Genomic DNA, 662 nt, shown 5'->3' with positions numbered 1-662 from the left:
TGACCGACCGGCGGCTCAGAGGTCCTTGCGGCGGTAGAAGCCGTACTGGTTGTCCATCGTGGCCACCCGGGAGACCGTCCCGGCCTGGCTGGCGTTCTCGATGGCGATGTACTTGGTGTGCTCCGCGTTGGCCCATCCGCCGAACAGGATGGTGTGCCCGCTGTTGATCAGGGCGTCGCCCGGCTGCAGATCGCTCTTGCTGATCTTCTCCGAGACGCTCGGGCTCATCAGCCCCCCGGTGTTCAGACCGCCCACCGAGTTCGGCGGGATGCCCCAGGCTGCCGTGACGAAGCCCGAGCAGTCCACCCGGTAGCCGGCCGTGATCGCGCCCTGGCTGTAGCCGAGCTTCATGTCCACGCGCTTCATGGCGCGCTCCAGGATCTCCCGGCGTTCGTCCGTCAGGCCGTCCATGTTCGGCCGGACCTTGGCCCCCTGGCCCTGCCCGTTCTTGGGGTGCGGGCGCCTGCTGGTCGGGTCACCGGCGTTCCAGTCCTCCCAGCTGTCGCCGTTGATGTACTTCACACCACGGTCGTCGGTGCTGTGGTCGCCGTACTTGCTGTGGTCCCCGCCACCGTCGCCGCCGCCGCCCTTGGGCTTGGACTGGCCGCCCCCGCCGCCGTTGTCCTTGCCGTTGATCCGGGTGGATCCGCCGTCGTCCTTCG

1 pseudogene is annotated in these 662 nt (G+C 68.7%); it reads right to left on the bottom strand.

From position 1 onward, the window contains the following. Positions 1–15 precede the first annotated feature (15 nt). Positions 16–662: pseudogene (locus tag ABD323_RS41960) on the bottom strand (hypothetical protein); the annotation flags it as partial.

This window comes from Kitasatospora nipponensis, from assembly GCF_039528135.1.
GTDB lineage: Bacteria > Actinomycetota > Actinomycetes > Streptomycetales > Streptomycetaceae > Kitasatospora > Kitasatospora nipponensis.
This window is presented reverse-complemented; position numbering and strand designations above follow the sequence as displayed.